At 40.8% G+C, this 26834-nt stretch carries 26 protein-coding genes and 1 pseudogene; 11 read left to right on the forward strand and 16 right to left on the reverse strand.

Annotation, left to right across the window (positions count from 1 at the left end; translation table 11 throughout):
- Positions 1–10 precede the first annotated feature (10 nt).
- From mutY to HMAT_RS23675, 12 genes and pseudogenes are all read right to left on the reverse strand, one after another.
- The gene (gene mutY, locus HMAT_RS23620; RefSeq protein ID WP_104385295.1) at positions 11–1060 is read right to left on the reverse strand and encodes an A/G-specific adenine glycosylase; all 1050 of its coding nucleotides are present in this window, start codon (positions 1058–1060) and stop codon (positions 11–13) included.
- Positions 1061–1166: 106 nt separating this feature from the next.
- A complete protein-coding gene (locus tag HMAT_RS23625) occupies positions 1167–1646 on the reverse strand; it encodes an urease accessory protein UreE (RefSeq protein ID WP_104385296.1) in 480 nt (159 codons plus the stop codon).
- Complete coding sequence (locus HMAT_RS23630) at positions 1639–2610, reverse strand: urease accessory protein UreD (protein ID WP_104385297.1); 972 nt, start codon at positions 2608–2610, stop codon at positions 1639–1641. The genes HMAT_RS23625 and HMAT_RS23630 overlap by 8 nt, the downstream gene beginning before the upstream one ends.
- Before the next feature lie 13 nt (positions 2611–2623).
- Entirely contained in the window at positions 2624–3253 is a 630-nt protein-coding gene (ureG, locus tag HMAT_RS23635; protein WP_104385298.1) for an urease accessory protein UreG, read from the reverse strand.
- A 97-nt stretch (positions 3254–3350) separates the two neighbouring features.
- The gene (locus tag HMAT_RS23640; RefSeq protein ID WP_104385299.1) at positions 3351–4037 is read right to left on the reverse strand and encodes an urease accessory protein UreF; all 687 of its coding nucleotides are present in this window, start codon (positions 4035–4037) and stop codon (positions 3351–3353) included.
- A gap of 1 nt (position 4038) precedes the next feature.
- A complete protein-coding gene (locus HMAT_RS23645) occupies positions 4039–4533 on the reverse strand; it encodes an urease accessory protein UreE (protein WP_104385300.1) in 495 nt (164 codons plus the stop codon).
- An 8-nt stretch (positions 4534–4541) separates the two neighbouring features.
- Positions 4542–6392: an urease subunit alpha gene (gene ureC / locus HMAT_RS23650; RefSeq protein WP_104385301.1), complete on the reverse strand. Its 1851-nt coding sequence runs from the start codon at positions 6390–6392 to the stop codon at positions 4542–4544.
- Positions 6393–6473: 81 nt separating this feature from the next.
- Positions 6474–6770, reverse strand: a pseudogene (gene ureB, locus HMAT_RS27510) (urease subunit beta); the annotation flags it as partial.
- A gap of 14 nt (positions 6771–6784) precedes the next feature.
- Positions 6785–7087: an urease subunit gamma gene (gene ureA, locus HMAT_RS23660; RefSeq protein WP_046674789.1), complete on the reverse strand. Its 303-nt coding sequence runs from the start codon at positions 7085–7087 to the stop codon at positions 6785–6787.
- A gap of 36 nt (positions 7088–7123) precedes the next feature.
- The gene (locus HMAT_RS23665) at positions 7124–8332 is read right to left on the reverse strand and encodes a porin (RefSeq protein WP_104385303.1); all 1209 of its coding nucleotides are present in this window, start codon (positions 8330–8332) and stop codon (positions 7124–7126) included.
- Positions 8333–8486: 154 nt separating this feature from the next.
- Complete coding sequence (locus HMAT_RS23670) at positions 8487–9869, reverse strand: HAMP domain-containing sensor histidine kinase (protein WP_158656076.1); 1383 nt, start codon at positions 9867–9869, stop codon at positions 8487–8489.
- Positions 9859–10539 carry a response regulator transcription factor gene (locus tag HMAT_RS23675; protein ID WP_104385305.1) on the reverse strand — a complete coding sequence of 227 codons (681 nt, stop codon included), beginning with the start codon at positions 10537–10539 and terminating at the stop codon, positions 9859–9861. Before HMAT_RS23675 ends, HMAT_RS23670 begins: the two co-directional genes overlap by 11 nt.
- Positions 10540–10835: 296 nt before the next feature.
- On the opposite strand from HMAT_RS23675, the gene HMAT_RS23680 reads away from it, so the two are divergent.
- From HMAT_RS23680 to HMAT_RS23705, 6 genes are all read left to right on the forward strand, one after another.
- Positions 10836–12233, forward strand: coding sequence for a WG repeat-containing protein (locus HMAT_RS23680; protein ID WP_104385306.1), 1398 nt, complete (start codon positions 10836–10838; stop codon positions 12231–12233).
- Entirely contained in the window at positions 12223–12663 is a 441-nt protein-coding gene (locus HMAT_RS23685; RefSeq protein ID WP_104385307.1) for a hypothetical protein, read from the forward strand. Before HMAT_RS23680 ends, HMAT_RS23685 begins: the two co-directional genes overlap by 11 nt.
- 82 nt (positions 12664–12745) lie before the next feature.
- Positions 12746–13306: a YeeE/YedE family protein gene (locus HMAT_RS23690; RefSeq protein ID WP_199768746.1), complete on the forward strand. Its 561-nt coding sequence runs from the start codon at positions 12746–12748 to the stop codon at positions 13304–13306.
- The gene (locus tag HMAT_RS23695; protein ID WP_104385308.1) at positions 13307–13720 is read left to right on the forward strand and encodes a DUF6691 family protein; all 414 of its coding nucleotides are present in this window, start codon (positions 13307–13309) and stop codon (positions 13718–13720) included.
- Between the two features lie 58 nt (positions 13721–13778).
- Positions 13779–14594, forward strand: coding sequence for a sulfite exporter TauE/SafE family protein (locus HMAT_RS23700; protein ID WP_158656078.1), 816 nt, complete (start codon positions 13779–13781; stop codon positions 14592–14594).
- A gap of 12 nt (positions 14595–14606) precedes the next feature.
- The gene (locus tag HMAT_RS23705) at positions 14607–16004 is read left to right on the forward strand and encodes an MBL fold metallo-hydrolase (protein WP_104385310.1); all 1398 of its coding nucleotides are present in this window, start codon (positions 14607–14609) and stop codon (positions 16002–16004) included.
- Positions 16005–16079: 75 nt separating this feature from the next.
- Here the strand turns inward: HMAT_RS23705 and HMAT_RS23710 are convergent, their stop codons facing one another.
- Positions 16080–16937, reverse strand: coding sequence for a hypothetical protein (locus tag HMAT_RS23710; RefSeq protein WP_158656080.1), 858 nt, complete (start codon positions 16935–16937; stop codon positions 16080–16082).
- A gap of 160 nt (positions 16938–17097) precedes the next feature.
- Here HMAT_RS23710 and HMAT_RS23715 point away from each other — a divergent pair, with 160 nt between their 5' ends.
- The gene (locus HMAT_RS23715) at positions 17098–18975 is read left to right on the forward strand and encodes a M1 family metallopeptidase (protein WP_104385312.1); all 1878 of its coding nucleotides are present in this window, start codon (positions 17098–17100) and stop codon (positions 18973–18975) included.
- Between the two features lie 214 nt (positions 18976–19189).
- Here the strand turns inward: HMAT_RS23715 and HMAT_RS23720 are convergent, their stop codons facing one another.
- Together HMAT_RS23720 and HMAT_RS23725 are read right to left on the reverse strand one after the other, a co-directional pair.
- Entirely contained in the window at positions 19190–20311 is a 1122-nt protein-coding gene (locus HMAT_RS23720; RefSeq protein ID WP_199768747.1) for a glycoside hydrolase family protein, read from the reverse strand.
- Between the two features lie 16 nt (positions 20312–20327).
- Positions 20328–20567 carry a hypothetical protein gene (locus tag HMAT_RS23725; protein WP_104385313.1) on the reverse strand — a complete coding sequence of 80 codons (240 nt, stop codon included), beginning with the start codon at positions 20565–20567 and terminating at the stop codon, positions 20328–20330.
- On the opposite strand from HMAT_RS23725, the gene hemW reads away from it, so the two are divergent.
- Together hemW and HMAT_RS23735 are read left to right on the forward strand one after the other, a co-directional pair.
- Positions 20566–21693: a radical SAM family heme chaperone HemW gene (hemW, locus tag HMAT_RS23730; RefSeq protein WP_104385314.1), complete on the forward strand. Its 1128-nt coding sequence runs from the start codon at positions 20566–20568 to the stop codon at positions 21691–21693. The genes HMAT_RS23725 and hemW overlap by 2 nt on opposite strands.
- A 137-nt stretch (positions 21694–21830) precedes the next feature.
- Positions 21831–23279, forward strand: a complete 1449-nt coding sequence (locus HMAT_RS23735) for a glyceraldehyde-3-phosphate dehydrogenase (RefSeq protein ID WP_104385315.1) — start codon at positions 21831–21833, stop codon at positions 23277–23279.
- A 151-nt stretch (positions 23280–23430) separates the two neighbouring features.
- Here the strand turns inward: HMAT_RS23735 and HMAT_RS23740 are convergent, their stop codons facing one another.
- Complete coding sequence (locus tag HMAT_RS23740; protein ID WP_104385316.1) at positions 23431–24669, reverse strand: 3-deoxy-D-manno-octulosonic acid transferase; 1239 nt, start codon at positions 24667–24669, stop codon at positions 23431–23433.
- A gap of 66 nt (positions 24670–24735) precedes the next feature.
- Here HMAT_RS23740 and HMAT_RS23745 point away from each other — a divergent pair, with 66 nt between their 5' ends.
- A complete protein-coding gene (locus HMAT_RS23745; RefSeq protein ID WP_104385317.1) occupies positions 24736–25728 on the forward strand; it encodes a UDP-glucuronic acid decarboxylase family protein in 993 nt (330 codons plus the stop codon).
- Complete coding sequence (gene galE / locus HMAT_RS23750; RefSeq protein WP_104385318.1) at positions 25728–26759, forward strand: UDP-glucose 4-epimerase GalE; 1032 nt, start codon at positions 25728–25730, stop codon at positions 26757–26759. The genes HMAT_RS23745 and galE overlap by 1 nt, the downstream gene beginning before the upstream one ends.
- Positions 26760–26834: the final 75 nt, after the last annotated feature.

Genomic DNA, 26834 nt, shown 5'->3' on the forward strand with positions numbered 1-26834 from the left:
GCATAAATGGTTAAAAATTGGATCTTTCCAAAAAGGTAAAGATCAACTTGTGTTTAGCTAATTTATCTAAATCTTTTAAAAATACATAATCCCAATTGGATTTTTTTTGTTTTAGACCGCCCGCTAACTGCACTTCAAAAAATGTCGCATAAATATTCTGATGGCTCAGGATATGTTTAGTTTGTTTTTGCAGGAGTTTAATCTCCGCCTTTTCCCCAAAACAACGGACAAATTGCTCATCTATAAGAATCTCTGGTATCGTTAATGTCCGATCGGACTCGATCAGGGGAAACTCGTATAAATTCTGCCAGACATCGCCTTCTCCGCGCTTTGACATCAAAATTTGCACCTCGTCTTTAAGGATAAAATAATTAAAATACCGTTCTCTGCTTGCTTTGCCTTTAAGTTTAACGGGCAGTCGATCAACTTCCCCCTGGAGGATGGCATAACATGATGTATTAAACATACAGGTAATACAAAAGGGTTGTTTTGGTTTGCAATGAATTGCCCCAAAATCCATAATGGCCTGATTGTATAATGCCGGATGGTCATGGTCTAAATTTTCTTGGGCTATAGCCGTAAAAATTTTCTTGCCTTCAGTGGAATTGATCGGCGTGTGTATTCCATAGTATCTCGACAGTACACGAAACACATTCCCATCCAGCACCGCCTGGGCCTCATTATTGGCAAAGGATGATATTGCCGCCGCAGTATATTCGCCTATACCGGGAAGTTTTAGCAGTGTTTTATAGTCTACTGGAAAAATGCCGTCATATTCGTCTCGAACGATTCGTGCAGCCTTATGCATATTCCGTCCCCTTGAATAATAACCGAGTCCCTGCCAAAGGTATAAAATATCATCTTCCTCCGCATTGGCAAAGTCAACGACAGTTTCAAACCTTTCTACAAATCGTAAATAGTAGGGCATCCCTTGTTCTACCCGAGTCTGTTGCAGGATAATCTCCGAAAGCCATATCTTATAGGCATCTTTTGTTTCCCGCCATGGTAAATCACGTTTATGTTGTAAATACCAGGCCTGCAATTCCGCACCAAATGTCATAACAACAAAAATGCACAATTTTTCAGCATTTTCAAGCAGAGCGCAAACAAAGATCAGGTTCAGTGATCAAATCAAAGCCTAAAATAACTGTTCGGATGTGAACCTTTTATTTTTTCGCATGACGAAGTGATGTAATCTGTTCGTCCGGTTCCAAAATGGCATTTTCCAAACTAATAGAACCATTATATTTTTCTTTTAATGCCTGATACAAGCGTCCGTCATAGGAGACAGCAAAGCGCCCATCAGCTTTCAGATACACGGGCAAATGACGATTGCCAACATCGAAACAAAATTCGCCGACCATGGAAAGATCCTGACTTTCAAGCAGTACACAAAGACAAGGCAAGATATTGATCTGTATAAACAGATCATCACTATGATAGATACATTGTCCCGACTGTAGGGCCGTGCTGTCATCCCGTTGTATCTTGACCGTATTGCCCTTACGCGTCTTACGATGGATAACACGTTTATTCACTTCAAAGTAGGAAAGATCCAAGATATCCGATTCACGATTGAATTTTACATGCTCAAAATTGGGAATGGACTCAATGAGGATTTCGGTAGGCTCTTTCGATTTACGCATATTTCAGTCCTTCCTCCGTTTTACTTTTGCTTACCCTCTTTTTCCGAGGACTGGCTGTACTTTTCTTTTGAGTAACAACAGATTCGGTCAAAAGCGATTCTGCAACAACCGCTTCTGCCACGACGGGCAAAGGCTCAGCCCCCTCATTCTCGATAACTTCAACTTCTTTTGACTCCGACAGTTTATGCATGGTAAAATCCCAGCACAATTGCCCCAGCATTTGCAGAAAATCATAGAGCAATTCACCATCAGAACCCAGCGCTCGCAGAATAACGACATCTGATGAAGCCAGTGTAAATCCATAGGAGATATCATTATATTCTACAGTCAATATTTCATCAAGTTCGTTCTTTAATTCCTGCGCAAAAAGAGCGGAGAATAAGAAGGTCGCTTGATGGGTGTAGCCTTCAAAGAACAGTATTTTTTGGATGGGCTGCATTTTTGGTTGCAACAGCTGATTATCAATAAAAGCTAGTTTTCCGGATCTGAAAATCTTAGTCTGTGTATGCAAACGATCAAACTCAAATGCTTCTTTCATATAAATACGTCCTACACTGATGATATCACCCCACATCAAAACCGCATCTTCTGCTAAATGAATATGATTAGTCGCCTTGAATATGGAGTCTTTAAAAGGCGTGACCGGATGTGGGATGTAATGCAATACCCCTCCCGAAGCAACCTGTACATCTGTATGCTGGCTAGCACCGGTTTTCATTGGATGCAATTTATTGAAAGACTGCGTAAACAGTTTTAGCTGGGCCTCTTCCTTTACATGGACATCAATATGAAGATGATCTGTATCCATAATACCGGGCGATGCACTCATAATAATCATTTCCAGATGGTCAGTTAGATTCGCTGCTCCATAATGGGTTAATTTATAAGGCGCATTGTGGTAGCTTTCTTTCAGCCTGCTTCTACCGTCCTCTTTGGCTACATTTAATACTATCTTACTATCCATATCCTATTGTTTTTTAGCCTACTTGTTCTAATAAAGCGTATTCCTTGATCCATTTCTTTACATCTTCCAGCCCTTCTAATGTCATCAGATTGGTAAAAATAAAAGGACGTTCTCCGCGCATGCGCAATGTATCCTGGCGCATGACTTCCAAATCGGCATGCACATAGGGCGCCAGATCAATTTTATTGATCAATAATAAGTCTGAGCGTGTAATACCTGGCCCACCTTTGCGTGGCATTTTTTCACCTTCGGCAACATCAAGAACAAAGATTGTTAAATCCGCTAGATCCGGGCTGAACGTTGCTGTCAGGTTATCCCCCCCACTTTCAACAAAAATCAGCTCCACATCCTCAAAGCGGCCGGCCAATTCTTCCACAGCCTCAATATTCATTGATGCATCCTCGCGGATCGCAGTATGTGGGCATCCGCCAGTCTCTACACCAATGATGCGTTCAGCAGGTAGTGCCGAATTTTGCTGTAGATACATTGCATCTTCACGTGTGTAAATATCATTTGTAACAACACAGATGCTATAATCTGCGGACATCGAACGTGTCAATCGTTCGATCAAAGCAGTCTTGCCTGATCCAACAGGTCCGGCAACACCAATTTTTACATAATTTCTTTTTGACGTCTTTTTCATCCTTAACTATTTATTTCATCGCTTAGATGAAGTTTATGATGCTTAAAATTTAGCTCGTTTAAAGGGACAAATTTCAAGTATAGCAGTAATCTTGCTTTTACGATATATAGATACGTGTATATAACTTTTCATGTTGCATGCAACGGATATCTTGTGCGATACAACAATTACCGATTAAATCCTCTTCCAACGCAGGTTGTGCGGCAACCAACTTATTGATCAATGGCTGCAACTTAAATAGTATCTGTTGTGCATCCATCTGACTTATAGGAACCAATTTAGCACAGTTGGTCATGATACCATTGAGTGAATTATAATAAAATGCACTCAATGCATCTGTATAACTGATCCCTTGCGCATGGGCAAACATGGCAAATGCCATAGCGTAATGTCCATGCAGTTCTTGCGTGTTTATTGCTTTTAAATAGGCTGAACAACGCTTAACTGGCTGCAATTTTTCTGTCAGCTTCAAGAAGCGTATTCCTAATTTTTTACTTGCATCCCGAATTTCATAGGGCGCTTTAAAGGCTGTGATCAAGGCATCTAATTCTGCGACCTTTTTCTTCGTTGCCTTTGTCTCGCATAACTGCCAAGTCTTATGAAAAAAGGCCGCATCGTTATAATAAAAGCTATGTTCCAATAAAGTCTGTGCATACTCTTTGGCAGTTTTCGAGTCGTGTACGAGACCTTTGGTTATATAGGTTTCCAATCCATAGGAATGTGTGAATCCTCCAATCGGAAAAACGGAATCATTGATCTGCATCAATGTCAACAATGGATTCATATTATACCTCCTTTGCTAGTGTGATTTTATTTTGCACTACGGCATACTGATGTATGCGCAATGTATGTGTGCGTTCGATTACCCTTAACTCTTTCGTTGGTGTAAATCCCGCCCGCTGTAATTGTTCCCACAGCGGATTTTCGTAAGCCGCTATGATTTCATGAGCTGCGTTGATAAAAACAGGAATATGCTTATTGCCTATTTCTAAACATACTCTTGCCATATCCAATACATTTTTTGGTCGGACGACCAAACAAGGACAGGGCAATATTCGGACAACGATACGGAACTCCTCTGTTTCAAACAGAACATCACCATCGAGCAAAGAGTCTTCACCCAAATTTTTAAATCCGATCTCCCGGCCCTGAACGGTAAATCCCCGAATGATACGCCGCTCGGTATCAAACCATTCAAGCTCTAAAAAATCAAGCTCCGTGGCATCCAGTTCCTTGCCATCTGCCCAAATATTGCCTTTAATGTCTCTTGCTAAAATCATATATGTAATTAGAACAGGAAGTAACGTTGTGCCATTGGAAGCTCTTTTAGCGGCTCACAAGTTGCTAAAACACCATCCACTGTTACTTCATACGTTTCTGGATTGACCACAATATTTGGTGTGGCATGATTATGTACCATATCCTTTTTCATCACTGTACGACAGCCCTCTACTGGCAAACATTTACGTGATAAATTCAATTTTTGGATATTTCCATTCTCCAAAGAGATTTTTGAAACGAAGTTGAAACACAATTTTGATACAGCCTTACCGTAGTTTCCGAACATCGGTCTGTAGATGATAGGCTGTGGTGTAGGAATAGAAGCATTTGCATCCCCCATTTTTGCCCCTAGGATCATACCACCTTTGATAATCAACTCGGGTTTCACACCAAACAACTCGGGTTTCCATAAGATTAAATCGGCATATTTACCTGTCTCAATAGATCCGATATATTTATCAACACCATGTGCTTTTGCAGGGTTGATGGTAAATTTGGACACATAACGTTTTACACGGAAGTTATCATTATCTTTACCTTTATCCTCAGCCAAGGGTCCACGCTGTATTTTCATTTTATGCGCGGTCTGGAATGTACGCGAGATCACCTCACCTACACGTCCCATCGCCTGGCTATCCGAACTCATAATGGAGAATACACCCATATCCTGAAGAATATCCTCTGCAGCGATCGTCTGTGGTCGGATACGTGAATCTGCAAAGGCAACATCTTCTTTCACATTTTTATCCAGGTGATGGCAGACCATCAACATATCAAGATGCTCTTCTGCGGTATTCACTGTAAATGGTTTTGTCGGGTTGGTAGATGCAGGGAGGATGTTTGGATACATCGCAATTTTGATGATATCAGGTGCGTGTCCACCACCAGCTCCTTCCGTGTGGAACGTGTGGATGACACGGCCGTCGATCGCGGCAACTGTATCTTCTAAGAAACCAGCTTCATTCAATGTATCCGTGTGTATCGCCACCTGTACGTCATACTTGTCTGCAACTTTTAACGCGGCATCGATTGTTGCAGGCGTAGCACCCCAATCTTCATGGATTTTCACGCCCAATGCACCAGCCTCAATTTGCTCTTCGATCGGCTTGGTTGTCGAGACGTTACCTTTACCGAAGAAACCAACGTTGATCGGTAAGTTTTCAAATGCTTCAAACATACGCTCGATATACCATTTACCCGATGTAACCGTTGTGGCCAGTGTACCATCTGCCGGACCGGCACCACCACCGATAAATGTAGTCACACCTGAGTACAGCGCAGTCTCGATCTGTTGTGGTGAGATAAAGTGAATGTGCGTATCGATACCGCCGGCAGTAAGGATATAACCAGCTCCACCATGCACTTCTGTAGAGGCTCCGATAACCATACCTTTGGTTACACCGTCCTGTACGTCGGGGTTACCCGCCTTTCCGATACCAACAATTTTACCATCCTTGATACCGATATCGCCCTTCACAATACCCCAGTGGTCAATAATGATCACATTGGTAATACAGAAGTCTAAAACATCCTCATCACGCAGGGCACGGGCAGATTGTCCCATACCATCACGGATTGTCTTACCGCCACCGAATTTATTTTCTTCGCCATATACGTTGAAATCTTTTTCAATTTCTATAAACAGTTCCGTATCAGCTAAACGCACTTTATCACCCGTTGTCGGGCCAAAAAGAGCAGCATATTTTTCCCTAGGGATATAAAGCTCCCCATCAATGTATTTAACAGATGATTTATCTAAACCTAGTTTATCTAAACCAAGCGCATGTAGACCAACAGTAGTTCCCAATGTCGTGAGACCTACAACCTTAATCCATTCGCGTCTATTCCATCCTCCCATACTATATTATTTAGATTGTCTGAATTTTAATTTCTTCATTTTCTCAACAGCTTTAGATTTGACATTCTGGTCAGTATACTTACCATTTGTCAATCCATTGAAACCGTGTATTTCTTTGCTTCCTCCAAATTCAACCAGCACAACAGACTTCTGTTCACCCGGTTCAAACCGTACAGCCGTACTTGCAGGAATATTCAGGCGCATACCAAATGCTTTTTCGCGGTCAAATGAGAGCAATTTGTTGGCTTCAAAAAAGTGATAGTGCGACCCCACCTGAATAGGTCTATCACCTTCATTTTTTACAACAAGGCTAGTGGTTCTACGTCCCACATTAGCTTTGATTTCTTCTCTTTTTAAAATGTATTCTCCTGGAATCATATGATTAAGATTTATTAACGAATAGGATCATGAACTGTTACCAACTTGGTGCCGTCCGGAAAAGTAACTTCAATCTGCACATCATGAATCATTTCAGGAACACCTTCCATGACCTGGCTTCTTTTCAATAAGGTCGTACCATAAGACATTAAGTCCGCAACAGATCTACCATCTCTTGCTTCCTCCATAATCTGCGCACTGATATAGGCAATGCATTCAGGGTAATTTAGTTTCACCCCACGCTTTAGTCGCTTTGCTGCCAATTCTCCTGCTAAATGCAATAGCAGCTTTTCTGTTTCTCTTGGTGTTAAACGCATAAAAAATAATTATTTGTTATTTTGTTAAAGGAATTATTACAAGACCGGAATTGTAAAGTATGCTCCAAAGGCGACACGGTTATATTGACTTTTACCCATATCCATATACCCTTTGTAGTTTACTGTATTACCTACATAACCAAGGTAAAATCGTAAATCCTGATTATGAAAAGGCTTATGTTGTAGGGTAGCAAAGTAGGTCCAGTTTTGACGGAAATTCTTGCCAACTTGATTGTCATCTCTCGATCCAGCGGTCTCATAGCCACCTTTCAGTGCTACTTCCCATTTTTCACTTAGAAACTGATCATACCGTACAATTGCCGAAGCGTAATTGACATCCTTTGCCAAAACGCGTCCTGCGCCCGTACGGCCATAAAAGTCATTGATTGCCGATGATGCGATCAAGGCGTGGTCAACACCCAGATAGGAATATTGCAGGTCTAAATAGATCATTTGCTTCGGTGTTTTAAACTTGTTTGCCAAGGAGACGGAGTGATTGGTATGTCCTTTGGCAAACTGAGAGATATTATAGGACCATTTCGTGTTGATTTTTTTGTCCAAAAAAGCTCCTACCCAAGTAAAATACGCACCCATTGGCACATCAGACCGCTCCAGATCACCTACCGCAAAGCCATTTTTAGTGTGCACATCCATAAAACTATCATTTGTCGTATTATAAACTTGTGCATGCAAGGAATGATTAGGGTTGAATTCATAGGACAATGTTCCCCCTACCACAAATAAATTCAGGATACGATCAACATAATCAGTGAATTTATACTCGTAAATAGGATTATTTTCAAACTCGTAGCTTCCCACAAGAGCGCTCTGCTTACCCGCTGTAACGGACCATTTCAGATCTTTACCAAACTTGTATTTGATATAGGCCATATCCAAAGCCCTCGATCCATTGTCCTGGCTGGTTGGCGCAAATGATTTATTCAGGCGAAAACGTACTTTATAGGAGAGCCGCTCATTGTAATCGCCGCTCATCAAAATACGGGCATCGTCTAAGTTTGCCTTTGCCTGACCCGAGCCATCGCTATTATCAGCTTGCAAGCCTGCACGCAACAAAACATCCAATTGAAATGATTTTGCCCTTGCCGGTTCTTTTGACAATAAACTACCTCTGGATAATAAGCTATTTCTTTCCGCTGGAATAGAATCTACCGGAACCTGCTCTTGCGCCTGTAATGACGCAATGCCCAAACCCAAGGTTGTAATAAGTGAAAGTGTTTTTTTCATCCGTTTTAAATCGCTTTTTATTCGTGATGAAGCTATCAGATTTATTCAGTCATATGTTCGAATAAATCATGATGGTTTCATATGATATACCTATCTCTGGCACAAGTATATCACAGCAATTTAAAAATGGAATAAGGATGAGATTAAAATAAGATTAGAAAGCGATTTTAGGCAGCGTGACAACCACTTGGGTACCCTGTCCTTCTGCTGAATAAAGGCTGAGCTCCGCACCATGGAGATCGAAAATATTCTTGGCCAAAACCAGTCCAAGGCCATTTCCATAGATATCTCCGACATTGGAAGCACGATAAAAAGAAGTAAAAATATGAGGCTGGTCTTTCTGAGGAATTCCGATCCCTTTATCAAATACTTTAATTGTAATATTTCGGTCATCACAGCTAATAGCGACCTGCACCTGCTCACCATCCCCATATTTGTATGCATTGGAAATAATATTGCTAAATGCAATATAGAATAGGTCAGGATTAGCAAAGACGGTCAACTCATCACTATCTTCAGGGATCTGGGTAAGATCAAAAGACAAGCGGAAATCTTTATGGATGCTTCGTTCAGCTTTATAAATTTCATAGAGCAATTCGTCGATACGGATGAGCACTTTATTATCTACCTCCCCTTTAAAGCCCATACGGGACAATTGAAGCAGGTTATTAATAATAAGTTCCATCTTATCCGCATACTTCGCAATCGTCTCCAAAGAATAGTAAGCTTCATGTTCTTTGGGGATAAGATTTCCTGCGAGCTCTGCTTCACCACCAATAATGGTCAAAGGTGTTTTTAATGAATGGGATGCATTACCAATAAAGCTCTGCTGGGACTGAACCGAAATATCCAAACGACTGAGCATAGAGTTGAGGTTGGCAATCAATACGCCCAGTTCATCTTTGGCATTGCTGAATTTACTGGATAGTCTATAGTCCAGATTGGCAATATCGACCTTCCCCAAATCACTATTGATGTCCTTGATCGGCTTGAGCAGCCGGTCAGCAAAATAAAATGACATCAGGATAATCAATAGAATTGCTAAAAATCCACCTGTGATCAGCGTGCGATCTAACTGGCGTTGTTCGTCATGTCCATATTCGTCAATTCCTTCCGACACCACGATAAGATTGTCATGATGGAGATGGTCTTTAAAGAATACCGCTACAAATGCGGTTTCGTTATGCATATACCTGCCCCTGCCATTTTGAATAACCTCTTTATAAAAGCTCATCGGCATAGGCAAATTGGGCTTAAAACGGATACTGTCGCTACCTTTCACCACGCGTAGCAAATGATCTGTTCCTTCGGATAGCTGTTTGAGGTATTTACGTTTTACCTGAATATAGAGTTCCTTGTTTTCTTCCTTCTGGTTCACAATATGATCACCGACGATGACCGCATTTTCTTCTAACCGATGAAAAAACTTGGTCTGCAGACTATCATAGGTAAAATAAGAGACATACAAGGCAAAAACAACAAGCAGAAGCGTGCTGATAATAGAAAATAAGAGTACGATCTTAGTCCTAATTTTCATGGCGGATGACATAGCCCATACCAATAACCGTATGGATCAATTTTCGTGCAAATTGCTTGTCAATTTTTTTACGCAAATAATTGACATAAACATCCACAACATTGGTACTTAGATCAACATCCATACCCCACACTTCCTCCAGAATGTCTATACGTGTCAATACTTTATTACGATTGAGCATCAAGAATTCCAATAAGCGGAATTCGGTGGCTGTAAGTATGATCGGAAATTCCCCACGTTGAACAGATTTGCTATCCCGATCCAGTTGCAGATCATCAAATGTCAGGACATTCTTTTGCTCACTCACTGTTTTGGACTTGCGGCTATAGCGATTTATACGAGCTTTTAGCTCCTCTAAGCGAAACGGCTTGGTCAGGTAGTCATCCGCATCACGTTCAAAAGCCTCCACAATATCTTCGGTTTGGTTCAATGCAGTAAGAATAATAATTGGGACTTCATTATTAGACATCCGGATGTTTTTACATACATCAAGGCCATTCATCCCCGGCAGCATGACATCCAGCAAAATGAGATCATAATGATTTAATCCGGCCATTTTCAGGCCAGTATAGCCATCCATTGCAATGCTAATGTTATAGCCTTCTTCCTTTAGCCCTCTTTCTATCAAGGATATGACCGACGGTTCGTCTTCTATAAGCAGTAGTTCCACAGATATTGTTTTAAAAAGTAAATTTAAGGTTTGTAAAATACAAAAATATCATTGCACACCCGACATAAACAACTGTATATCACGAAACTCATATCTTTCTTGACTTTTATATGATATTTTTGACAATGATAAAAACAATAGAGTTATCGTCCCCTCTTATTATGATCGCTTATTTTACAAAATGGCATTTGAGTACAATAATATCAAAATTTCTGCATGATTTTCTGCAAAGAACAAAAGATAATTTTACAAACCAGCCAATTTTCAATACTTTCGTATTTTAATTTGTATTTCCAATGAAACATTTTTTCCTTTGCATAGCCTTTTTCACATTAACTTTTGTTAAAACCAGTTCGGCACAGCAAAAACTATTCAAAATAACCTATCAGTTTGCAGATCCTGAAACGGGTACTGACACTTCCGCATCTGAATTTATCAAAATATTGGCCGGAAACGGTGAGGCATTGATGCATGCCTATATTTGTAAGGATCAAATGCGAGTGGAAAGTCTACTTTTCGGGAAATCCATACAGATCAGCAACATCGTAGACGAGACATCTTATCTGATCGACGAAAATAGCAAAACATATACTTCAACGGATCTTGCATCCGGTAAGCTTATTGAAACGTCGGAAGGTGGTGATTACGCTTATTCAAGTGACTTTGAAATCAGCTTAATTCCGAATGAAAAGAAAGTTATTGCAGGTTTGTCCTGCAAAAAAGCGACATTTAATCTGGCGGGTCGTCAGGATAAACAAACTGAAATCACGGTCTGGTATGCGGAGCAATTACCCAAATTATATTGGGGAACGTACGACTATCTCGAGAAGGTACCGGGAGCAGCCCTTTATATTGGTTCTGAAGGTTTAGGCATTCAGGCGACCACAGTTGAAGAAGTCCCTTACGATACGGCATTATTCGAAATTCCTGAAGGTTATGAGGAAGGAGAAGCTGAAGAAGCCACAGCTGACTCTGCATTAAATGATCATTTATCCTGGTATCAGGATCCCAACACAGAATATTTCGGCGTACAGGACAGTCTGGGCAAGAAGCTCACTCCGGCAAAATATGCTTCGATCTATGCCTACGTGGGAGATTATGCGATCGTCAGCGATGCGGCCCAGATGTTTGGCCTGATCGACTTGCAAGGCAAAGAAGTTATCCCTTGTCAATATGAATCGTTAAGTTTGGATACCGAAGGGGCTCCATTAGTCTTTATGAAAGACCAGAAATATGGCCTATTGGATAACAGCGGCAAACTATTGCTCGCTGCAAAATATGATTTCATCTCCATTCCGGGTTTAAGCTATGCGTTATATAACGAAGGAGACTTTACGGGTGTGCTCGATCTAAAAGGGAACATATTGATTCCTGCGAAATACGAGACCATTGCTGAATATCGAGACAATCTAGCACTGGTTATCGAAAATCTAACCTATCAGTTAGTTGACAAATCCGGTAAAAAATTGTTACCAACAGGCCAAGAATTCTTATCTTTTGCTGGCGAGAAGTTATTATTGGTTTTTAAAGACAACAAATATGGTTATATCGACTACAGTGGCAAAGTTGTCATTCCCTTTAAATTCCAAAATGCACAAACCTTTGAAAATGGATTAGCCTTGGTCAGCGAAGACCTGGAGAATTTTTACTATATTAATGCAAAAGGAAAGTTTATAAAAAAGTATGCAGAGTAATCCACAAACATTCTATCTTTCAACATTGCATCGCGGGAAATACATGTTTATTCTATTGACCTCGATTCTATTAATAGGGATAGGGATGTCGAAAGTTCCGATTCAGGAAATTTACAAGATCATTATTGCTCTTCTCATGGTTCCCTTGGCCCTATATTTCGCGATCAAGTGTGCTACACTCGACTCAACATGGCGATTAGACACAGATACACTCACCATCAGCAATTCAAAAAAAACAGTTGTATTCCCCTTGAGCAATATTTCACATATCCGAAATCTCAGACGCTCCGGCGGAAATTTGATTATCATAAACCAAAACAAAGGTTCCGCTTTTCGTACCTGGCGTAATAAGTTATTTCAGAAAGAGGATGATCTGCCGCTATTGACCCAAGCAATCAAAGAGGCTAATATTGAATATTACGATATGTAATGACGCACATCCCACGGTAACATTTGTTACCGTTTTTTGTAATAACGGTATGTACCTTTGTCATATAACTTAAGAACAAGCTATGTTACTGGAATACATCAAACAACCATGGCCTTGGTATATTTCCGGGCCTTTAATTGCACTGGTCATGTACTTATTGCTAAAACAAGGAAAAGATTTCGGCATGTCGAACAATCTGCGGACGATGTGTACGCTATTAGGTGCTGGTAAATCATCCTCTTTTTTTCGCTTCGACTGGAAGACACAGTCCTGGAACCTTCTTGTGGTACTTGGGACCGCCATTGGAGGATTTGTAGCCCATTACTTTTTAAGCGATGGCTCCGCTGCGCAAATCAATGCCAAAAGCGTCGCTGACCTAAAAGAACTTGGAATAATTGATCATCTGCAGGGCTATCTTCCGGAATCTATCTTTATTTTTAATGGCACTTGGTCGCAGTTTCTAATACTAAGCATTAGCGGACTATTGATTGGCTTCGGGACAAGATACGCGGGAGGCTGCTCGTCAGGACACGCCATCTCAGGACTCAGTAATTTCCAGCTTCCCTCTTTGATCGCTGTCATTGGCTTTTTCCTAGGTGGCATCATCATGGTTCATTTCTTATTTCCTATAATCTTCGCATAAATGAAAGCAGTAAAATTTATATTAATCGGAATCTTATTTGGGATCATTTTATACAAATCAGAAGCCGCTTCATGGTACCGTATTTATGAAATGTTTCAGTTTCGGTCTTTTCACATGTATGGCATGATCGGTACAGCACTTGCAACAGCGATTATCATTGTACAAATTATCAAACGGAAACAGATTAAAGACAGCAATGGGATGCAGATCGCATTTCAGGCCAAAGACAAAAGCATCACACGCTATCTCGTCGGTGGCACCATTTTCGGACTGGGCTGGGCATTGTCAGGAGCCTGTCCGGGGCCTATGTTTGCATTGATCGGCTCAGGTTATTGGACATTGGGCATTGTACTGATCTTCGCCATCCTGGGGACATGGATCTATGGTTTACTTAGGCACAAACTGCCTCATTAAGCCAAGAATAGACGCTCATGAATTTGTGGGTGTAACGATAGCATTTGATTTAGCAAGAATGGAACTACTATTTATAATTGGCTTTTTATTGGCGATATTGGTTGGGCTATCAATGGGTTTGATGGGGAGTGGCGGCAGTATTTTAACACTACCGATCTTCGTATACCTATTTCATATTGAGCCCCAGTATGCGCTCGATTATTCCCTGTTTTCCATTGGGATACTAGCCATAATCGGCTCAATTAAGCCCTTGACCAAGGGCTTAATTGATCTAAAAACAACAGCATTCTTTTTGGTTCCGTCTTTATTGTCGGTCTACTTGACCAAACGCTACCTGTTGGCTGCCATACCAACGCAATTTCATCTTGCGGAAATAGCGGTCTCCAGAAATCACGTTATTATGCTGCTGTTTTCCATTGTCATCCTGATTTCCGCTCTGGCAATGATCCGCAGAAGGAAACAGGTCGAAATATCAGCCGTCACGATGCATATTGGTCAAGTCCTAAAAATAATTATTGCGGGTCTGCTTGTCGGCGTCATGACTGGACTTGTCGGTGCCGGAGGCGGTTTTATTATTGTACCATCGTTGGTGCTCCTTTTGGGAATTCCATTAAAACAGGCTATCGCAACATCGCTGTTCATCATCGGGTTAAACGCGTCCTTTGGTCTGGTTGCAAACTACCAGCTATTGAACCACATGAATTGGCCGATATTGCTTACTTTTACGTTAATCACTTTAATAGGCCTTCAGATTGGTTCCAAATGGAAAGACAAATTGGAGGTGGTACGATTACAGGGGATCTTTGGTTACTTCCTGATCAGTATCGGTATCCTAATACTTACTTTCGAAATCATTCAATTCGTAAATCACTAAAAATCATTTATTATGTTTTTTCAACACATTTTCGAGTCATCTTTAGCACATTCAAGTTATTTAATTGGCTGTCAGGCCAAAGGTGTTGCCCTAGTAATTGACCCAAAAAGAGATGTCGACACCTACTTAGAGATTGCAGAAAAAAATAATTTAAAAATCACACATATTGCCGAAACACATATCCACGCTGATTATCTCTCCGGGACATTGGAATTAGCCGAACTCACAGGCGCCCAATGCTACCTTTCCGACGAAGGAGGCAAAGACTGGCAATATGAATTTCCACATATCGGATTAAAAGATGGTGACCAGATCCATCTTGGCAATCTAATTTTTCAGGTGCTCCATACGCCGGGGCATACTCCCGAGAGCCTTAGTTTTATTTTAATTGATACACCGGCAACGATGGATCCGGTGATGATCTTTACAGGCGATTTTGTATTTGTTGGAGACATTGGCCGTCCAGATCTTTTGGAGAATGCCGCTGGACTCATCGGTACCAAAGAAATCGGTGCACAGCAAATGTTTAAGTCTTTACAGCATTTTTTGAACCTGCCGGATTACATCCAGGTGTGGCCCGCGCATGGCGCCGGTTCAGCATGTGGTAAAGCATTGGGTGCTGTACCTAATTCAACCGTTGGCTACGAACGGATTCGCAACTGGGCACTTCAATATAAAGATAATGAGAGTGGTTTTATCACTGAACTTTTGGATGGACAGCCTGAGCCACCGCGTTATTTTGCCATGATGAAGAAACTCAACAAAATCTTGCGTCCACTACAAACAAGCGTACCTCAGTATACCAGGCTTTCGATGGAAGAGTTCACAAGATTATATCAGTCAGGTACGACAGTCATTGATACACGACATAAATCTGATTTTGCTAAAGGCTATCTCCCGGGCAGCATCAACATACAACATAATCGAACATTCAATACCTGGGCAGGCTGGGTACTGGATTACACAAAACCATTTATTCTTATCATGGATGAAAACGAAAAGGACGAAATTGCACGTAAGTTAATGCGCATCGGACTTGACAATGTTGTAGGCTATACTACAGTCGAAGCCATTCCACAATTGGGAATTCCTTTGGAACAACAACAACTTATCGGATTCCAGGAAATGAATGATGTCCTTGAAAAACCCAACGTTCAAATTCTGGATGTCAGAAATACAGCCGAATTTACGGCTGGTCATCTGCCAAATGCCACACATCTCTTTGTCGGCACAATTGAAGACAATCTAGACAAAATTGATCGCACAAAAGAATTATACCTGCATTGTCAATCTGGGGACCGGGCGACGATTGCAGCTTCGATCTTGGCTAAAAACGGAATTAAAGATGTTAAAATATATAGTGCATCCATCAATGACTGGAAAGCAAAAGGTGGCATACTCGTTAAATAGCCCTACAAACAAAATAGCTCCGGAAATAAATCCAGAGCTATTTTAATTTTACAAGACTTCTCTCATTAACCGCTCCTATAAGCTGTTCCTATTGATCCGCAGGAATTCAATAACCTCATCTTTCTTTTCCTCCATCTTCCCTTTCTTCTCGACAAACTGATGATTATAGATTGTCAGATATTGATGGTCATCAGTATCCGATTCATACACTTCTGCGGTCGCGAAAGAAAAATGCTCTTCCTCATCGGAAAGGTGATCATAGACATACGCAAAATCGTGATTTGCCAATGTGTTCGCCATCGCATCTTTGTCATCAATAAATTTTAATCTCCCCGGCAAAATCCTCTTGGTCATCCAGGTTTCATCTTTCTCCGAAAAAGGGTAAATGGTAATACCGCGAAACGCCATGATGATCGGTGTAATAAGAATGATTGCCATTTCGATACCCCATACTGCCCAAAGCATCGCCCCGGAAACCGGCGATTTCTTCAAGGTAAACGTACCGACCTCATTTAGGCCCTGCAGCGCCTCCCAGATAAAAGATGGATGCATAAAAAATGCTTTAAAACCTTCCAGGCTAAAAGAAGATTTCACCCAGGTGTCTCCACCCATGGTACCTTCCGCATTATACATCAACGAAACAAACAGCGCCCACTGTGCATAAAAACCAACTATAGCAACGATCAGTGTGATGATAATCGCAACACCTTTGTTCCTGAGCTTCCATTGTTTGAAACAAAAATTAAGCAGATAAAACAGTCCTGCTCCAAATCCAAGTGTGATAAAGACATTGAAATAGACAATCGGAATAAACCACTGTAAAGCGATATAGACAATTGCCAAAATAATTGCTCCTACAATACCTAATACAAGCGAGCCGATTAACGCGAAAGCAGGCACCTTCCCCGAAGGCTTATAATACAGATTTTCCATAAATTTATTTGTAATATTTGGTAACTCATCAGATAAATTTTCTAACCAAAACCAGGCCAATTATCATCGACAAAATCTCTTTTCGTCAAGATTTGATGACATTTACCACGATTAGGGTGATTAATCGGCATTTCTTAAGACAATTTTGTAAGTTTGGAACATGAAAATCAAAATATTGTCCTTTCTAACACTTATATGTGTAATAAATATTGGAGGACAGGAAGTAAAGGCCCAGAGAAAAGGATTCTGGCAACAGAAGGTTGACTATACAATGGATGTCAACGTGGATGAAAAAGCTTATCAATATGATGGAAAAATGGCTTTGAAATATAGCAACAATTCAGGCCAATCCTTAAAAAAAGTTTATTTTCATCTTTATTTTAACGCATTCCAACCAGGATCAATGATGGATTATCGGTTGAAAAATATCAGTGATCCAGATAAACGGATGGTATCAAATATTGGTACCAAAGAAAAACCAATATTGCAAAGCCGTATCGAAACTTTACAACCCAATCAAATCGGCTATCAGAAAATCAAAAACCTCCGCATGAATGGGGTTAATACCAATTATAAGATTGATGGTACGATATTAGAAGTCAACTTACCAACTGCGATCCAAGATGGAGAAACAGCAAATTTTAATATAGAATGGACTGCACAGGTACCTGAACAGATCCGGAGATCAGGCCGCAATTCGGCGGAAGGCGTAGCGCTTTCTATGGCGCAGTGGTATCCGAAGATGGCTCAGTTCGATGAATTTGGATGGCACCTTGATGAATATATCGGCCGTGAGTTTATAGCACCCTTCGGCAACTTCGATGTCACTATACACCTCAACAAGAACTATGTTGTCGGCGCATCAGGCGTACTTCAAAACCCCGATGAGGTAAAAGGCTATCAGGCAAAAGCCAAAGTAAAAGCCAATAACGGTAAGGCTAAATGGCATTACAAAGCCCAAAATATCCATGATTTTGTATGGGCTGCGGATCCCAAATTTGTGGTAGACTCCGCTTCCAGCAAAAATGGAATAAAAGTTTATACGGTCTATCTCCCAACCGACAAAGAGGTTATATCAAATTGGAAAACAGCCTTGGGCCTATCTACTGAATTTTTCGATTTCTGCAGCGCTAAGTTCGGCACCTATCCTTGGCCTACGTATACGATTATTCAAGGCGGTGACGGTGGTATGGAATATGGAACTGCAACCCTGATTACTGGAGGCCGTAATCTCAAAAGCCTTGTTGGTGTCATCTTCCACGAATCTGCTCACTCCTGGTATCAACATTTGTTCGGAATCAATGAAACCGTAGACGAGTGGTTTGACGAAGGGTTCACTTCCTATGTCGAAGAATTGGCGATGCAGCATCTCTTCGAAAAACGGGGAGCCATTGCATCCAATCCACTTATCGATGCCTATCGCGCTTATTATAAATTAGCACTTTCAGGCAAAGAAGAGCCGATGAGTCTACTTGCAGATTATTACAATACGAATTACGGATATAGTAATGAAGCTTACAATAAGGGTGCTGTTCTGGCGGAACAATTAGGCTACATTATCGGTCAGGAAAATCTAGAGAAAACCTTTTTGAAATTCTACGACATCTGGAAATTCAAACACCCAACACCGAATGATTTCAAGCGTGTTGCCGAGGATGTATCCGGAATAAACCTGAAATGGTATTTCAATTTATTTATCAATACCACACGTCAAATTGACTATGCAATTGGCAATGTAACTGATTCAGAAATTCAACTGCTCAATAAATCAAACTTCGCGATGCCACTCGATATACTTGTAGAGTATAAAGATGGAAGCAAAGAGCTATTTTACATCCCTTTACGTGAAATGCGCGGTGAAAAACCGGAGGAAAATTTTGAGATATATCAAGGCATAAAACGCACGGTACTGAAGGATTGGTTCTGGACGAATCCTGAATACAAAATTTCAGTCAATAAGGCGCCAAAAACAATCACGATAGATCCATCGCTTCGACTTGCGGATGTGGAATCAGCGAACAATAGCCTTACACGCTAATCCAAATACTGAAAAGTAAGCATCGCGAAATATTGATGTAAATGATGTTCTATTGATGAGATCATAAAAGAGCTATATCATACTAAGAATTTGATATAGCTCTTTTATTTAACCTGGCATTCTTCCCTCACCCGTTTCAACTTTTTATTTACCACGGCGATGAATATATTGAACTTGCAATAAAACACCAAAGAACAACCAACGAAAAAGGAGACTACACCTTCAAGGGAATCACCATATTCCAGGTCCGTTCAAACTGATAAGCCTCGGATCCATCTCCTGTAGCCGCAAAAAGATGTGTCGGTTTCCCATTTTCAAATAGTAAAAACGGCCGTTCAAAATTAGCTTGATGGCTGACAGTACCATCATTCCAACGGATCGTCTTGGAATAGGCTTTGACCGCTTTTGACAGATGCCAATCGATTCCATCTTTCGAATATGCATGGATACCACCGCCCTCTTCCCCACAGATTTTACCATAGCGATCTTTCATGATCAATTCAAAATTCCGACCATTATGCCATACGAAAGGATCTTCCACATCATTTTCATGATTTTGATCGGTATGGAATGAAAAAATAGGTTTGTCAGACAAACGAAGGTATGGTCCCAAAAACGAATCGGCGTGTGCCGCTCCCAATAACAAAGGGGGATTATAATTCACAGGTGATGATTTGTAAATCAGGTATACCTTTCCATCTGGTAAAACAACCGGCGAAGGATTGGATGTTATGGAAGCATCCCATTCACCTTGCCTTGGATTCAAAATGGGCTGATCGACGCGCTTCCAAGGACCTGATATCGACTTTGAATAGGCCATTCCGATGCGTTTATGCATCCAGGCTTTCTGCGCCAATCCCGATTCCCAGACATTCTCGGAATAGCCTGGATTGGGCTCCGTATAGTTATTCCCAAAATAATAAAGCACATAATAGTCACCGTTTTTAACGATCCGGGGATTGTGGGTTGTACAGCCATCAAAATACTTTTTCCCACGGGCGGGCAATACCACTTCGACAAATTCATAAGGTCCCTCCGGTGTATCAGCAATCGCACGCACGACTTCGGAATTGGTCACCCAGTTACCAAAGTCATATTTTTTGCTCCAACGTGAGGCAAACATATGATACCTACCATCCTCCCCCTTGATCACTGAAGGATCCCATATCCAATAGTCTGCCATGGTGAATCCGCCCCCTTTTATTGCAGGGAGCAACTTATCGATAAATGCTTCTTCGACATCATCAGTCAGAGAGAAACTATGCTTCGAAAGCGCCAATAAAGCACTGGTACCAACTATATTTTTTAGAAAATCACGACGAGAAGATATTTTCATAAGATTGGCTTTTTGATTATGTAAAATGAATCTTAACATCAAGATATAAAATAACTCGTTTGTTATCAAACTCTTTATCTGCAATTTTTAAAAGGCTATTTCTAAAAATAACTCCATTTAACATCAACGTGACATTACACTGGGTTTTGCTCGCCAATAAAAATCTCCAAGGGGATAGAGGCAACGAATCCCCAAGTGGAAGAAAAAATGGGAATAAACGCCGAAGTTGTTCTGGTGTTGGTATATTTGTGCCCATGATTTACATCCATATCCCATTCTGCAAACAGGCTTGTCATTATTGTGACTTCCATTTCAGTACTTCACTGCAATACAAGACCGAAATGGTTAACGCCCTTTTGCGAGAAATCGAACTTAGGTCCCCTTATTTGGAAGACAGAAAAGTTGAATCCATCTATTTTGGTGGTGGGACACCCTCACTATTGGATGCAGACGAAATCTCAAGGATCATTGATGCTGTTGCCAAACAATTTGACATCAGTAATCATGCTGAAATTACGTTGGAAGCCAATCCCGATGATCTTAATGCTGCAAAAGTGAATGCATTAAGATCAACTTCAGTTAATAGATTCAGTATTGGGATACAGTCTTTTTTTGAGGAAGACCTGAAATGGATGAATCGGGCCCATACCCGACAGGAAGCGACCGCAGCGATCATGCGCGTACAGGATGCAGGATTTGAAAATATTACCTGTGACCTTATTTATGGATATCCTTTGTTGACTGATGAAAAATGGCGCTACAATATGCAACAACTGATCGATTTTGCAATTCCTCATATTTCTTCTTACTCAATGACCGTCGAAACCAAAACAGCATTAGCCCATTTCATCAAGAAGGGCTTGAGTCCAGCCATTGATTCAGATCAGGCGGCCGATCAGATGAGCCTGTTGATCGAAACATTGAAAGGTGCGGGCTATGAACAATATGAAATTTCCAATTTTGCTAAAAATGGTTTATATGCACGTCACAATACAAATTATTGGAAGGGCAAGCATTATCTAGGTATCGGCCCTTCTGCCCATTCTTTCAATGGTAACTCCAGATCCTGGAATATAGCCAATAACGCCAAGTATATCAACTCGATACAAACCAACCAGCTTCCCTTCGAGATCGAACATCTGTCCGTTCGCGACCAGATCAATGAGTGTATTATGACCTCACTGCGCACCACCTGGGGGCTTGATCTGGGGCAGTTAGAAAGACAGTTTGATTATACCGTTAAAAGCAAAATACTGGAAGATGCCGCACCATTTCTCGAACAGCAGCAATTAATTTTGGACGACAATAAATTAAGATTAACGGATGCTGGCAAATTAATGGCAGACCATATCATGTCCGAATTATTTATTATTGAAAATTAGCAACAAAACAGTCTTTAAAATTATCAAAACAATAATAATTTACCTATTTTTATTTCAAAAATTACGAAAATGAAAATCAAATCGCATTTTTAGTTCTGTTTATATTATGTTTGCAACATAATCTATTATAAAATATTATGTTACATCGTCCTTCTTTTGATTTAGAAATCGAAAGTTACAGAGAACAGCAAAATGCAGCTGTTGAGCTGATTCAAATCATTAGTAATCTTTGGTATAACCAAGCTATTGAACTCGTTCTTTTCAGAGAGCAGCTTGTTGATGAAAAAGTAAGTGTGATCCTCAACCGCCTCCGAGAAAGTACTATTCTTACCGGCAACAGACTGACCATATTCGAACTATTGAATGTTGCTCGTGTATTGGAAAGATCAAATCTAGCTCCCGCTCGAATCGATATCGGTAAACTTGCAACAAAAGCCACAAACGATCCGATCAATACGGAGGATTTATCTTCTTTTATTTCCAATGAATTAGCGGGAATTGCCGCTTGGCAGGAATTAACACCCCGTGATGTTGTGCTCTATGGTTTCGGTCGTATTGGCCGTCTGCTTGCACGCGAACTCATTAATCAATCGGGTTTTGGCAAGCAACTTCGTCTACGGGCAATAGTCACCAGGGATCCCAGCGATGCTAAATCATTGTTAAAAAGGGCTGCCCTGCTGAAAAGTGACTCCATACATGGGGAATTTGAAGGTGAGGTCTATACCGATCCCGAAAAGAATGCCCTAATCATTAATGGTATCACGGTCAACATTATCTCCGCAAAACAACCCGAAGATATTGATTATACGGCTTATAACATCAATAATGCGCTGGTTATTGATAATACAGGTGCCTTTCGTGACGAAAAAGAACTTGCTCGCCATTTAGCTTCTAAAGGCGCTTCTCAAGTATTGTTGACTGCACCCGGTAAAGGTGTGCCCAATATCGTTTACGGTGTAAACGAAACCACAATTGATCTGGAAAAACATGCTATTTTCTCAGCAGCCTCCTGTACCACAAATGCTATTGCGCCAGTTTTGGCCGTCCTCGAAGAGAAAATAGGTATCCTGAAAGGCCATATAGAAACCATACACTCCTATACGAATGATCAAAATCTGGTTGACAATATGCACAAAAAGTCCCGAAGAGGTCGTGCTGCGGCCTTGAACATGGTCATTACAGAGACTGGGGCTGGAAGTGCTGTTTCAAAAGTCCTACCAACATTAACAGGCAAACTCACCTCCAATGCAATCCGGGTACCTGTACCGAATGGGTCTTTAGCCATATTAAATTTAGAATTGACATCAGCCAAATCTTTGGAACAAATAAACGCCCTCTTAAAAACGAGTGCATTGGAAGGCAATCTTGTCGAACAGATTAAATTCTCCAGCAATGATGAGCTTGTCTCTACCGATATTATAGGCACAACAGCTGCAGCTGTCGTTGATGGACCAGCAACCATTGTTTCAGCTGATGGTAAAAACATTGTACTCTATGTATGGTATGATAATGAATATGGCTACTCCCATCAAGTTATGCGTTTATCGCGGCATATTGCTGGCGTAAGGAGATATACGTACTATTAGAATTCAATTTTCGATATAAAAATAGGGTATCCAAAAAGGTCAGATACCCTATTTTTCTTTAATTTTGTTCGCCTACTTTTAGCATCTCTTTTTCAGCTATTCAATTCTCGGCTAGTGCGCTTTTACATTTGGCGTAGCTTACTGTGTATTTTTATAAATTGGCATTCTTCAAATATTTCATAATAATGGGTGTTGCTCCGGCTTTTTGCTGTACATATTGGCGCGCAGATTTCGCTGCTTCTACCCGTTTTGATTGATCCTGTAATCGTTCAAATACATCCATAAGCCCCTTACTCTCAGCAAACGAGAAGCCTGCCCCCTGTTCAATCAGATCTTTCGCTTCCTGAAATTTCTTAAAATTGGGACCAAACAGCACAGGCATTCCGTAGGTTGCCGCTTCCAGCGTATTATGTATCCCCACACCAAATCCGCCACCGATATAGGCGACTTGACCGTAACCGTACAAAGAAGACAAGAGTCCAATATTGTCTATGATCAATACCTTTGCTTCCGTTAAAGTCACCGTGTCATATTCCGTCATTTTTGAAAAACGAAGCGCTGCAGGCCACAGATTTAATATATTGACAATGTGGGCCTCATTGATCTCATGTGGCGCTAAAATCAGCTTATATTCTGGAAACCGCTGAATCAGCTCTTTCAACAAATTTTCATCCTCAGGCCAGGTACTTCCAGCTACCAAAACAGGAGCTGTTCCCACAAAATCCGCTACCAACGGTATCTCTTTACGACCCTTAGGCAGGTCAATCACACGATCAAAACGTGTATCACCTGCTAATCCCGCATTTCGGATTCCATATTCTTTTAACAAACGTACGCTTTCCTCATTCTGAACGAAGAAATAAGTCACAAAGACCAAAATTCTCAGAAAGAAGGCACCATAAGCTTGAAAGAAAATCTGCTCAGGTCTAAAGATTGCCGAAACAAGAAACAATGGAATTGACCGGCTGTGTAAACCTTCAAAATAATAATACCAATATTCATATTTTGTAAAGACTGCAAATGAGGGATTGATCAGGTCTAAAAACAACCGTGCATTCTGGGCGGTATCATAAGGTAAATAGAAAACATGATCGGCAAGATTGGTATTTTTTCTTATCTCATAGCCAGAAGGAGAATAAAATGTTACAATTATTTTATGGTCTACATAATTATTTTTTACGGCCTCCAAGACTGGTCTTCCCTGCTCAAATTCGCCCAGTGAAGCGAAGTGAAACCAGATATGTTTTTGGCTAGAGTCAACCGATTGTTTCATCCGCAAATACCAGTCTTTTCGCCCTGTTACCATAAGGCGCGCTTTGGCATGGAAAGGGGCCAAAATACGCAATAAGAGTCCATAAAGAAAGATTCCAATTGAATAAAGCAAACGCATGTTGTGAAAATAATGTTTATCTTAGTCAAAGATATCAAACCCATTTCATTAATAAGGAACCATTGAGTGGAAAATAAACATCGCAAACGGATTTTGATCACAGGAGCAGCAGGCTTCCTTGGTTCCCACCTTTGCGATCGCTTTATTGCCGAAGATTATGATGTTATCGGGATGGATAACCTGATCACTGGAGATCTACAGAATATCGCACACTTATTCAAGCTGGAGAATTTTGATTTTTATCATCACGATGTTTCAAAATTTGTGCATATTCCTGGAGATTTGGATTATATCCTCCATTTTGCTTCTCCCGCCAGTCCCGTCGACTATCTCAAGATCCCCATTCAAACGCTTAAAGTTGGTTCGTTAGGTACCCATAACCTCCTTGGCTTGGCAAGGGCCAAACAGGCCCGGATATTGGTGGCATCGACCTCAGAAGTTTATGGCGACCCTTTGGTCTCACCACAGTCTGAAGATTATTGGGGCAATGTAAATCCTGTCGGCCCCAGAGGGGTATATGATGAGGCCAAAAGATTCCAGGAGGCGATTACAATGGCCTATCATAATGCGCATGGGCTTGACACACGTATCGTAAGAATATTTAACACCTTTGGTTCCAGAATGCGCCTAAATGACGGGCGGGCGATCCCTACTTTTATAGCACAAGCTATTCGTGGCGAAGACATTACCCTTTTTGGTGATGGCTCACAGACACGGTCGTTCTGTTATATTGATGATCAGATCGAAGGCATTTATAGATTGTTGCATTCCAACTGTATACAACCGATAAACATAGGCAATCCCGACGAAATATCGCTATTACAGCTGGCACAGGAGATCATAGCACTAACAGGCAGTTCAAGTAAGATCTGCCATAAGCCATTGCCTATAGACGACCCTAAACAACGTAAACCGGATATTGGTCTGGCAAAGGCACAATTGAATTGGCAGCCCAAAATAGATCGAAAATTAGGCTTAGAAAAAACGATAGATTTTTACAGAAAGGTTCCTTTGGAAACTTTATCACATAAAGACTTTACATACTATAATCAAAAATAATGAGCAAAAAAATATTAGTCACAGGCGGAACAGGCTATATTGGTTCTCACACAGTTGTCGAACTACATCAGGCAGGATATATTCCTGTAATCGTTGATGATCTTTCCAATTCAAATATCAAGATATTGGATCAAATAGAGAAAATCATCGGAATTAAACCCGAATTTCATCAATTCGACCTTTGTGATACCGATAAAGTAAATGAATTTGTAAAAAATAATAGCGATATCTCCGGAATTATTCACTTTGCTGCGTCCAAAGCTGTCGGTGAATCTGTTCAAAATCCTTTGAAATATTACCACAATAATTTTTTCTCCCTGATCAACATCCTGGAGTCTTATCGAAATAAACCAATTAATTTTGTATTCTCTTCAAGCTGTACAGTCTACGGCGAACCAGACTATCTTCCGGTCAATGAAAGTGCTCCTGTAAAAAAAGCAACTTCACCTTATGGAAATACAAAACAGATTGCTGAAGAAATTCTTGAAGAAACAGCTGCTGCATACGATAATTATAACATTATTGCCCTTCGTTACTTTAATCCAGTAGGTGCACATGAGTCGGCATTGATAGGCGAACTGCCCAATGGTGTTCCACAGAATTTACTGCCATTTATTACGCAGACGGCGATCGGTAAAAGAGAAAAACTAACGGTATTCGGAGACGATTATGATACGCCTGATGGTTCTTGTGTACGTGATTATATTCATGTGGTCGATTTAGCAAAGGCGCATGTCGCTGCAATCAAATTATTGGAAAAAGGAAACCCTAATGGTAAATATGATGTATTCAATGTAGGAACTGGCAATGGCTATTCGGTACTTGAGGCCATCAAAGCATTTGAGAAAGCCTCCGGTCAAAAACTGAACTATGAAATTGGCCCACGTCGGGATGGCGATATCATCAAAGTATATGGTGATGTGACCAAATCGGCAGATCAATTGCACTGGAAAGCTGCATTGGGCATCGATGAAATGATGGCTTCGGCTTGGGCATGGGAAAAAAATCTGAAAGAAAATCCGTTGGATTAAATAGCTGCTCGCTGAGCTTAAGAAAGCATTAATAATTTTTCACTTCATATGACCGTCTTAAGAACTGAGACGGTC

This window comes from Sphingobacterium sp. HMA12, assembly GCF_002933815.1.
Lineage (GTDB): Bacteria > Bacteroidota > Bacteroidia > Sphingobacteriales > Sphingobacteriaceae > Sphingobacterium.